The 9,254-nt window shown below is 65.6% G+C and carries 10 protein-coding genes; 9 read left to right on the top strand and 1 reads right to left on the bottom strand.

Annotated elements, in window-relative coordinates:
- Nucleotides 1–521: flagellar biosynthetic protein FliO (locus RAD15_RS30645; RefSeq protein ID WP_458182016.1), on the bottom strand; the 521-nt coding region annotated here is incomplete at its 3' end.
- Nucleotides 522–879: 358 nt separating this feature from the next.
- Between RAD15_RS30645 and flgB the strand changes: the two genes are divergently transcribed.
- The 9 genes from flgB (at nucleotide 880) to RAD15_RS30600 (ending at nucleotide 9,173) form a co-directional block, all read left to right on the top strand.
- On the top strand, nucleotides 880–1,284 hold the full coding sequence (flgB, locus tag RAD15_RS30640) for a flagellar basal body rod protein FlgB (protein ID WP_458182015.1): 405 nt from the start codon (nucleotides 880–882) through the stop codon (nucleotides 1,282–1,284).
- 18 nt (nucleotides 1,285–1,302) lie between these two features.
- Nucleotides 1,303–1,728 (top strand): flagellar basal body rod protein FlgC, encoded by a 426-nt coding sequence (flgC, locus tag RAD15_RS30635; protein WP_458182013.1) that lies wholly within the window; start codon nucleotides 1,303–1,305, stop codon nucleotides 1,726–1,728.
- 16 nt (nucleotides 1,729–1,744) lie between these two features.
- Nucleotides 1,745–2,053, top strand: a complete 309-nt coding sequence (gene fliE / locus RAD15_RS30630) for a flagellar hook-basal body complex protein FliE (RefSeq protein WP_122402438.1) — start codon at nucleotides 1,745–1,747, stop codon at nucleotides 2,051–2,053.
- 160 nt (nucleotides 2,054–2,213) lie between these two features.
- Entirely contained in the window at nucleotides 2,214–2,477 is a 264-nt protein-coding gene (gene fliQ / locus RAD15_RS30625; protein WP_011088555.1) for a flagellar biosynthesis protein FliQ, read from the top strand.
- A 17-nt stretch (nucleotides 2,478–2,494) separates the two neighbouring features.
- On the top strand, nucleotides 2,495–3,265 hold the full coding sequence (gene fliR, locus RAD15_RS30620) for a flagellar biosynthetic protein FliR (protein WP_458182011.1): 771 nt from the start codon (nucleotides 2,495–2,497) through the stop codon (nucleotides 3,263–3,265).
- A 10-nt stretch (nucleotides 3,266–3,275) separates the two neighbouring features.
- Nucleotides 3,276–4,355: a flagellar biosynthesis protein FlhB gene (gene flhB / locus RAD15_RS30615; protein ID WP_458182010.1), complete on the top strand. Its 1,080-nt coding sequence runs from the start codon at nucleotides 3,276–3,278 to the stop codon at nucleotides 4,353–4,355.
- A 154-nt stretch (nucleotides 4,356–4,509) separates the two neighbouring features.
- Nucleotides 4,510–7,095, top strand: a complete 2,586-nt coding sequence (gene cckA / locus RAD15_RS30610) for a cell cycle histidine kinase CckA (protein WP_458182008.1) — start codon at nucleotides 4,510–4,512, stop codon at nucleotides 7,093–7,095.
- Nucleotides 7,096–7,341: 246 nt separating this feature from the next.
- On the top strand, nucleotides 7,342–8,346 hold the full coding sequence (locus tag RAD15_RS30605; RefSeq protein WP_458182006.1) for a Tim44 domain-containing protein: 1,005 nt from the start codon (nucleotides 7,342–7,344) through the stop codon (nucleotides 8,344–8,346).
- Nucleotides 8,347–8,492: 146 nt separating this feature from the next.
- A complete protein-coding gene (locus tag RAD15_RS30600) occupies nucleotides 8,493–9,173 on the top strand; it encodes a lectin (RefSeq protein ID WP_458182004.1) in 681 nt (226 codons plus the stop codon).
- The last annotated feature ends 81 nt before the right edge of the window (nucleotides 9,174–9,254 follow it).

Below are 9,254 nucleotides of genomic sequence, written 5' to 3'. Positions count from 1 at the left end.
ATCGGCTCCGGCGGGAAGCCGGGCAGTGGCGGCTCGCTGCGGCGTTCGGCCAGAGCGGGCGCGGGGCGGCGCACCTCGTCGGCGAAGGACGGGCGCGCGGGGCGCGGCGGCGGCTCGGGCATTTGCGGCTCGGGATGATCGAGCAGTTCGGGGCGCGGTGCTTCGTCGGCCCAGCCGCCGGCGTCGGGCATCGGGGCGAGGCGCGGCGGCTCGGCGGCGTTGGGACGCTGCGGAAGCTGGTCGCGGCCGGGCGCGGCGCGCACGATGTTGGGCTCTACGACGATGTCGGTCGGGCCGCCGATCATCAGGAGATGCTCGACATTGTCACGCCGGACCAGCACCAGGCGGCGCCGGCCGTCGACCGCGGCAGCATCGATCACGGCGAGCCGGGGCATCCGGCCGCGCTGGGTGTTGGCGCCGATCCGGCTGGAGGCGAATCGGCGAACCAGCCATGCAGCGACGCCGATCAACGCCAGAACGACGATGAACGCGACGATGAAGGTGATAGGGCTGCCTTGCATACTAGTCCCCGACAAATGGCGCTGTTCTCGTGCCCATGGTCAGACGCGCCAACCACCGGCCCACGATGCCCCAAACTGCGATCTCTTAACGTCCCACGGCAAGTTTTGCCGTCCCCAACTCTTAATAACCTATGAATCGCTCGATCCAAAACGACTTCTTGGCCTGTGCATGTACCGCCAAGCGGTTGGGTTAATGCTGCTTTTGGAGGCGTAGAATCACGGGGCGCGCCTTCGTGTCCGGGCGGGCGACATGTGCCCGGATCATCCTTATTGCCATCTTTAACCACCTGTTAACCATACACGCGGCAAATTCTGCCTAGCTTCGGACACAGGTCTGAGGGCGGAAGGAACCGCAACGATGTCCATCAACGACCTCCCGGTGCTGTCGGCGCTTCGCACCAAGATGCAGTGGCACCAGGAACGCCAGCGCGTCCTGTCCGAGAACGTCTCCAACTCCGATACGCCCAAATTCCGGCCGCGCGACCTGGTCGAGCCGAAACTCGACAAATCAGGCGCGGTCACGGGCTCGATGGGCCCCCTGGCGCTCACCCGCACCAGCGGCACCCACATGACGCCATCAGGCGCGGCCTCCGGATTCGACCAGAACAAGAATGCGGGCTTCGAAACCCGCCCCGCGGGCAACGCCGTCAATCTCGAAGAGGAGATGATGAAGGCCGCCAGCAACCAGATGGACTACGCGGCGGCGACCTCGCTCTATTCGAAGAGCCTGCACCTGCTCAAGACCGCGATAGGCAAGGGCTAGAGCTAGAGGAGGTACATCATGGCGAATGACAGCAGCGACTTTGCCCGCTCGATGGCGATCGCGACCTCCGGCCTCAGGGCGCAGGCGGGGCGCATGCGGGTGATCTCGGAGAACATCGCGAACGCGGATTCGACCTCGCAGACGTCAGGCGGCGATCCCTACCGGCGCAAGGTGCCGACCTTCTCCTCCGCGCTCGACCGCACGCTCGACGCACAGGTCGTCACCCTCGGCAGGATCAAGCCCGACCAGTCCAGCTTCCGCGTCAGATACGAGCCGAACAACCCGGCCGCGGATGCGACCGGCAACGTCAAATATCCGAACGTGAACTCGGTGGTCGAGATGACCGACATGCGCGACGCGCAGCGGTCCTACGAGGCCAATCTCAACATCATCAGTGCGACGCGCCGGATGATCCAGCGCACCCTCGACATCCTCAAGAGCTGAACGGGATATTTAAGCCATGGCATCACCGACAATCGCCGCCAATGCTTATGCCAACCTCGCCCGCGTGCTGGAGAACAGCGGCGCCGGCAAGGGCAGCGAGCCCAGCGGACAATCCTTCGCCTCGCTCCTGAAAGACGCTGTCGGCAGCGTCATGGAGTCCGGTCGCAAATCCGATGCGCAGACGGTGGCGATGGCCGCCGGCAAGGCCAACGTGATGGACGTGGTGACGGCGGTCGCCGACACCGACGTCGCGGTGTCCACGCTCGTCTCGGTCCGCGACCGCGTGATCGCGGCGTATGAAGACATCATGAAGATGCCGATCTGATTTTTCGGCTTTCGTCGTCATTGCGAGCGAAGCGAAGCAATCCAGAATCGTTCAGGCGGCAGTCTGGATTGCTTCGCTTCGGTCGCAATGACGAGGGGAGAGGTCTTCGCATCGCTCGGAATAGCGGTGGGGAGGCAGAAATGAACAAAGGAATTGTGCAATGACCGGACCGGAAACCCTCGACGTCGCGCGCGATGCGATCTGGACCATCGTGATTGTGTCCTCGCCGCTGATGGTGGTCGGCCTCGTGGTCGGCGTGATCGTGTCGCTGTTCCAGGCGCTGACGCAGATCCAGGAGCAGACGCTGATCTATGTGCCGAAGATACTGGCCATCTTTGCCACGATGCTATTGGCGCTGCCATTCATGGCCGACTCGCTCCACGCCCACATGCTGCGGATCTCGTCGCGAATCATCGGCGGCTGAGGCACAATGCGCCGGTCATGCGCATCGACGTCTCGCTGCTGCCGGCGCTCGCCGCTTCCTTCATGCTCGCCTTCGCCCGGGTCGGTGCGATGGTGATGCTGCTGCCCGGGCTGGGCGAGACCAACATCCCGACGCGGATCAAGCTGTCGATCGCGCTGCTGCTCACGCTGATCATCCTGCCCTTGCATCGCAACGCCTATCAGGTCGACATGGGTTCGCTGGCGCCGCTGCTGGTGCTGATGCTGCACGAGATCGCGATCGGCATTGTGCTGGGCGCGACCGCGCGCGTGACGCTGTCGGCGCTGCAGGTCGCGGGCTCCGTGATCGCCCAGCAGATGGGGCTCGGCTTCGTCACCTCGGTCGATCCGACGCAGGGACAGCAGGGCGTGCTGGTCGGCAATTTCCTGACCATGCTGGGGGTGACGCTGCTGTTTGCCACCGACAGCCATCACCTGGTGATCGCAGCGCTGAACGACAGCTACACGATCTTCTCGCCGGGCGAGACCGTGTCGAGCGGCGACGTCGCCTCCCTGGCGACGCGGGCCTTCGCCGCCGCGTTCCGCCTCGGCCTGCAGCTGTCCGGACCGTTTCTGGTGTTCGGCCTCGTCTTCAATATCGGGCTTGGCGTGCTGGCGCGGCTGATGCCGCAGATGCAGGTCTATTTCGTCGGCGTGCCGCTCTCGATCTTCGCCGGCTTCCTGGTGCTCGCCGTGGTGCTCACCGCGATGATGGGCACGTATCTCGATTATTTCATCGGTGTGATGCACCAGATGATGCCGCTCAAGTAACGAGGGATCGATGGCGGAAGACAACGATCCAGAGAGTCAAACAGAAGACCCGACACAAAAGCGTCTCGAGGATGCGCTCGAACGCGGCGACGTCGCGAAGAGCCAGGAGATCAACACCTGGTTCATGATCGCGGGCGGCATGCTCGTGGTGTCGAGCTTCTCGGGCTCGGTCGGCAGCGGGCTGGTGACGCCGATGCGCAACCTGCTCGCCAATTCCTGGATGATCAAGACCGACGGCAGGGCTCTGCTCGCGCTGATGCAGCAGATCGAATTCGCCGTGCTCGCGGCGATCGGCGTGCCCCTCTTGATGCTGGTTCTGGCGGCCATCGCCGGCAACATGCTCCAGCACCGCCTGGTGTGGTCGGCCGAATCGCTCAAGCCCAAGTTCAGCAAGCTCTCGCCCGGGGCCGGTTTCAAGCGCATCTTCGGCAAGCAGGCGGCCGCGAATTTCCTGAAAGGTCTGGGCAAGCTGATCGTGCTCGGCGCGGTCATGACCGTGATCCTGTGGCCCGAGCGGCATCGCATGGAAGCGATGGTCAAGCTGGATCCCGCCGCCATGCTCGGCGCCACCACCAGCCTGACCATTCACCTGCTCGGCGCGGTGGTCGCGGCGCTCGCGATCATCGCCATAGGCGACTATTTCTTCCAGTATCGCAGCTGGTTCCAGCGGCAAAAGATGTCGCTCCAGGAGATCAAGGAAGAGTACAAGCAGTCCGAAGGCGACCCGCACATCAAGGGCAAGCTCAGGCAATTGCGCCAGCAGCGCTCCAAGAAGCGCATGATGGCGGCGGTTCCCAAGGCCTCCGTGATCATCACCAACCCGACCCACTATTCGATCGCGCTGTCCTACGAGCGCGGCATGTCGGCGCCGATCTGCGTCGCCAAGGGCGTCGACAACCTCGCCTTCAAGATCCGGGAGATCGCGCGCGAGCACGATATCCCGATCGTCGAGAACGTGCCGCTCGCCCGCGCGCTCTACGCCACCGTCGAAATCGACCAGGAAATCCCGACCGAGCACTACCATGCGGTCGCCGAAGTTATCGGCTACGTCATGCGGCTGAAGCGCGGATTTGGCGCCGGGCGGGGATAAAATACCCGAAAAGTACCGGAAATGGCCGTAATCTGGGAATCAGCGTACCTTTCGCCCTTGCTGCCCTTGCGCCTGCGGGTCCGATTCAGGCAGGGAGGACCCCGCGCGCGCCGTAGCGCGTTGATTCTCTGCCGACAGGCTGCGCCAGCTTGAGATGACCGCCGAGACCGACCACGACCTCACACGCGAGCCCGTTGCGACGCACGAGCCGTCGCCGCGCTCGGGCAGCATTGCGCTGGTGCTGCTGGTGGCCGCCGGCCTCGTCGCCGTCGCCGTCGGGCTGATGACGCTCGGGCGCGCGCAGGCGCAGCCCTATATCCTCGGCATCCTCGCCGTGCTGGCGATGGTCGGCCTGTTCAACCTGTTCGCCTTTGCCGCCGGGATCATCCGCTTCGCCGACCGCAGTCTCGACGACCCGGTCGTGGGTCGTATCGCCGATCATGGATTCGACGGCCTCGCCGTGACCGATCCGCGCGGCCACGTGGTCTATTCCAACGCGGCCTACCTGACGCTGACCGGCGCCTCTGGCCCGCAGGACGTGCGCCCGGTCGAGCGCGTCTTCATCGGCAACCCTGATGTCTCCGAAGCCGTGTTCCGGCTGCTGAAGGCCGCCCGCGAAGGCAAGCGGCAGCAGGAAGAGGTCCGCATCTCCGGCCATGACGGCAGCCAGGGCCGCTGGCTGCGCATGCGGGTGCGCCCGCTCGGCACCGTAAAGCGCGAGGCGAAATACGCGGTGTGGTCGATCGCCGACATCACCCGCGACCGCGAGCGCCAGGAGGACGTGTTCCAGGAGCTCCAGCACGCCATCGAATATCTCGACCACGCGCCGTGCGGCTTCTTCTCGGTCAATCCGGCCGGCGAGCTCGCCTATGTCAACGCGACGCTGGCGAACTGGCTCGATTACGACCTCGCCGAGATCGGCTCGGGTGGACTGAAGCTGACCGACATCGTCTCCGGCGATGGCGCCTCGCTGCTCACCGCGATCGTGGCGGTGCCGGGAGAAGTCAAGACGGAAGTCTTCGACATCGACCTGCGCATGCGCACCGGCAAGACCATGCCGGTGCGGCTCTATCACAAGCTCGCCTTCGGCGCCGACGGCGCCCCGGGGCCGTCGCGCACGCTCGTCATCAGCCGCGCCCGCGACGAGCGCAGCGATCCCGACCGCGCCGCCGAAGTGCGCTTCATGCGCTTCTTCGATCATACGCCGATGGCGATCGCGACCGTCGACCGAGGCGGCAACGTCGTGCGCGCCAACGCGCGCTACGCCAAGCTCGGGCAGGCGCTGGGGCTCGACAGCGCCAGCAAGTCGATCTTCCGCGCGGTGAATTCGCGCGACCGTCATCTGCTCATCGCGGCCATCAACCAGGCCGCCGAGGGCCAGGCCGACGTCGCGCCGGTGGAAGTGGCGCTGGAAGGGACCAAGGAGCGCTGGGGCCAGTTCTTCGTCACGCCGGTGGACGCCGCCGAGAACGACGCGGAAGCTGCCATCGTGCACATGCTCGAGACCACCGAGCGGCGCGCGCTGGAGAACCAGATCAACCAGTCGCAGAAGATGGAGACCGTCGGCCAGCTCGCCGGCGGCATCGCCCACGACTTCAACAACGTGCTCTCCGCCATCATGATGGCGAACGATTTCCTGCTGAACGCGCACAAGCCGACCGACCCGTCGTTCCAGGACATCATGCAGATCAAGCAGAACGCCACGCGCGCCGCCACGCTGGTGCGGCAGCTGCTGGCGTTCTCGCGGCGGCAGACGCTGCGGCCGCAGGTGCTCGATCTCGGCGACGCGCTGTCCGATCTCACCATGCTGCTGCGGCGGCTGATCGGCGAGAAGGTCAAGCTCGACCTCGTCCACGGCCGCGACCTCTGGCCGGTCAAGGTGGACGTCTCCCAGTTCGAGCAGGTGATCGTCAATCTCGCAGTGAACGCGCGCGACGCCATGCCCGACGGCGGCAAGCTGATCATCCGTACCGCCAACGTCACCACCGAGGATGCGGGCAAGCTCGCCTACAAGGGCATGCCGGCCGCGGACTATGTGCGGATCGAGGTCGCCGACACCGGCACCGGCATTCCCGCCGACATCCGCGACAAGATTTTCGAGCCGTTCTTCTCGACCAAGGAAGTCGGCAAGGGCACCGGCCTCGGGCTCTCCACCGTCTACGGCATCGTCAAGCAGACCGGCGGCTTCATCTATGTCGATTCCGAGCCGGGGCAGGGCACCTCGTTCCATATCTTCCTGCCGCGTCACCATGCCGAGCCTGACGTACAGGTCGAGCAGCCGGCGGCAGCGGCCGACGCTGCCAATGGCGCTGCGAAGGAAGCTGCGCCCGCTGCCGCGGACGCCAAGCCGCGCACCGATCTGACGGGGCAGGGCACCATCCTGCTGGTCGAGGACGAAGAGGGGCTGCGCGCGCTGAACGCCCGCGGCCTGCGCTCGCGCGGCTATACCGTGGTCGAGGCCGAGAATGGCGTCGAAGCCATGGAGATGCTGGAGGAGCAGAGCGGCGGAATCGATCTCGTCGTCTCCGACGTCGTGATGCCGGAGATGGACGGCCCGACGCTGTTGAAGGCGATGCGCGAGAAGAACCCGGACATCAAGTTCATCTTCGTCTCCGGCTACGCCGAGGACGCCTTCGAGAAGAGCCTGCCCGAAGGCCAGCAGTTCGACTTCCTGCCGAAGCCGTTCACCCTCAGCCAGCTCGTGGCGGCGGTGAAGGAGACGATGACCAAGCAGGGGTGAGGGTAGGCGCGTGTGGGATGCGCAGACCGTGCAGCATCCTCCGCCGTCATCCTGGCGTTCGCCAGGACGACGGTTGGGGTGGGCTAAAGCCGCCGGTAACCGGCGACCACGGTTCCCCATGCCTTCCCGCCAAACCCCCGCCAAATATGGGCTTTTGCCACATCCCCGCGACTGAGGGCCGCAGCTACAAGTTCCGAAACCGGCTTCACTTTTCGCTCCGGCTGCCCATCTTAGGAGCACGTCCCCATGCCGGGGATTTGGGAAACGAACATGAATTTCTCGCAACGCTCCCGCAGTCTCTTCAAGACGATTGCCGTCGTGCTGGCGCTTGCGCTGCCGACTGCGCTGGCGATCTCGTCCGCTGACGCCCGCGTCGGCGGCGGCATGTCGTCGGGGTCGCGCGGCTCGCGCACCTATTCGGCTCCGCCGTCGACCACGACCGCGCCGGGCTCGACCTCGCAGTTCAACCGCACCTACACCCAGCCGGGTGCGGGCATGAATTCGGCCGCGGCTGCTCCCGCGCGCGGCGGCCTGTTCGGCCGCGCCGGCGGTTTCATGGGCGGCCTTGCGGCTGGCTTCCTCGGTGCCGGTCTGCTCGGCATGCTGTTCGGCGGCGGCCTGTTCGGTGGCCTCGGTGGCCTGTCCTCGATCCTGGGCCTGATCATCCAGATCGTGCTCGTGGTGTTCGTGGTGCGGCTGGCGATGTCGTGGTGGCAGCGCCGCCACGCGCCGCAGGCGGCCTATGCCAATGCAGATGCGGGCCCCGGCCCGGGACCGCAGATCAACTATCGCAGCGGCCTCGGTGGCGGCGGGCTCGGTGGCTTCGGCTTCGGCGCCAACAACGCGCCGCTCGAGATCAAGCCTGACGACTATGAGGCGTTCGAGCGTCTGCTCGGCGAGATCCAGGCCGCCTGGTCGAACGAGGACGTGGCCAAGCTGCACACGCTCGCGACGCCGGAGATGGTCTCCTATTTCGAGCAGGACCTTAACCAGAACCGCGCGCGCAACGTCGTCAACAAGACCAGCAACGTGAAGCTGTTGCAGGGCGATCTCGCGGAAGCCTGGCGCGAAGGCGAGACCGATTACGCCACGGTGGCGCTGCGCTTCGCGCTCACCGACAAGACGGTGGACCGCAACACCGGCGCGGTCGTCGCCGGCAGCGAGCAGCCGGGCGAGGCGACCGAGGTCTGGACCTTCGCTCGCCGTCCGGGCAGCAGCTGGGAACTGTCGGCGATCCAGCAGACCAACTGATCGCAGGCAACATGAGAAAGCAGGGCGTCGTGCTTCTTGCACGGCGCCCTTTTCTTTTGGACGTCTCGCATCGCGGCATTGGAATAAGCGGGCGCGCGTCGGGTTGAAATCAGGCGGCCAACGACAAATCCAATTGGGAGGACAAGATGATCCGTATCGAGAGATCCGTGACGATTTCAGGCCTCGCGCTCGCAACCGCCTTGCTCGCGGCGCCATCGGTGCAAGCGCAGTCGGCCGACATGACGTTCTTCGTGACCTCAAGCGGCCCGGGCAAGGGCGCCGATCTTGGCGGCCTGGAGGGAGCCGATGCGCAATGCCAGAAGCTGGCGCAGGCCGGCGGCGCTGGTTCAAAAACTTGGCGCGCTTATCTCTCGACGCAGGCCGCCGACGGCAAGCCCGCCATCAACGCAAAAGACCGCATCGGCAAAGGACCGTGGCAGAACGCCAAGGGCACGGTGATCGCCAAGGACGTTGCCGACCTCCACGGCGCGGCCAACAATCTCACCAAGCAGACCGCGCTCAGCGAGAAGGGCGAGGGGATCAATGGTGTTGGCGACCAACCGAACCGGCATGACATCCTCACGGGATCTCAACCAGACGGCACGGCGTTTGCCGGTCCGGACGATCGCACCTGCAAGAACTGGACGTCGAGCACGCAAGGCGCCGCGATGGTCGGCCACCTCGATCGCCGGGGCCTGCGCGACGACGAGCCGTCAAAGTCCTGGAACAGCTCTCACCCCTCGCGCGGTCCCGACGGCGGCTGTTCGCAGGCCGATCTGAAGAGCACCGGCGGCGACGGCCTGATGTATTGTTTCGCGGCGAATTGAGGTTCTCTCCTCCGTCGGCGATCCAGCAGACCAGCTGATCGCAGGCAGATCGAAGACAAGGGCGTCGTGCTCCGGCACGGC

Source organism: Bradyrhizobium sp. 14AA (assembly GCF_054185205.1).
Note: the sequence above shows the minus strand (reverse complement) of the source record. Positions and strands in the feature narration are given on the sequence as shown.

Excerpts from the sequence above, each read along its gene's own strand:
- fliQ (WP_011088555.1), top strand. The coding sequence starts at position 2,214 with ATGACCGGACCGGAAACCCTCGACGTCGCGCGCGATGCGATCTGGACC.
- flgB (WP_458182015.1), top strand. The coding sequence starts at position 880 with ATGTCCATCAACGACCTCCCGGTGCTGTCGGCGCTTCGCACCAAGATG.
- flgC (WP_458182013.1), top strand. The coding sequence starts at position 1,303 with ATGGCGAATGACAGCAGCGACTTTGCCCGCTCGATGGCGATCGCGACC.
- flhB (WP_458182010.1), top strand. The coding sequence starts at position 3,276 with ATGGCGGAAGACAACGATCCAGAGAGTCAAACAGAAGACCCGACACAA.
- cckA (WP_458182008.1), top strand. The coding sequence starts at position 4,510 with ATGACCGCCGAGACCGACCACGACCTCACACGCGAGCCCGTTGCGACG.
- fliR (WP_458182011.1), top strand. The coding sequence starts at position 2,495 with ATGCGCATCGACGTCTCGCTGCTGCCGGCGCTCGCCGCTTCCTTCATG.
- RAD15_RS30605 (WP_458182006.1), top strand. The coding sequence starts at position 7,342 with ATGCCGGGGATTTGGGAAACGAACATGAATTTCTCGCAACGCTCCCGC.
- RAD15_RS30600 (WP_458182004.1), top strand. The coding sequence starts at position 8,493 with ATGATCCGTATCGAGAGATCCGTGACGATTTCAGGCCTCGCGCTCGCA.
- fliE (WP_122402438.1), top strand. The coding sequence starts at position 1,745 with ATGGCATCACCGACAATCGCCGCCAATGCTTATGCCAACCTCGCCCGC.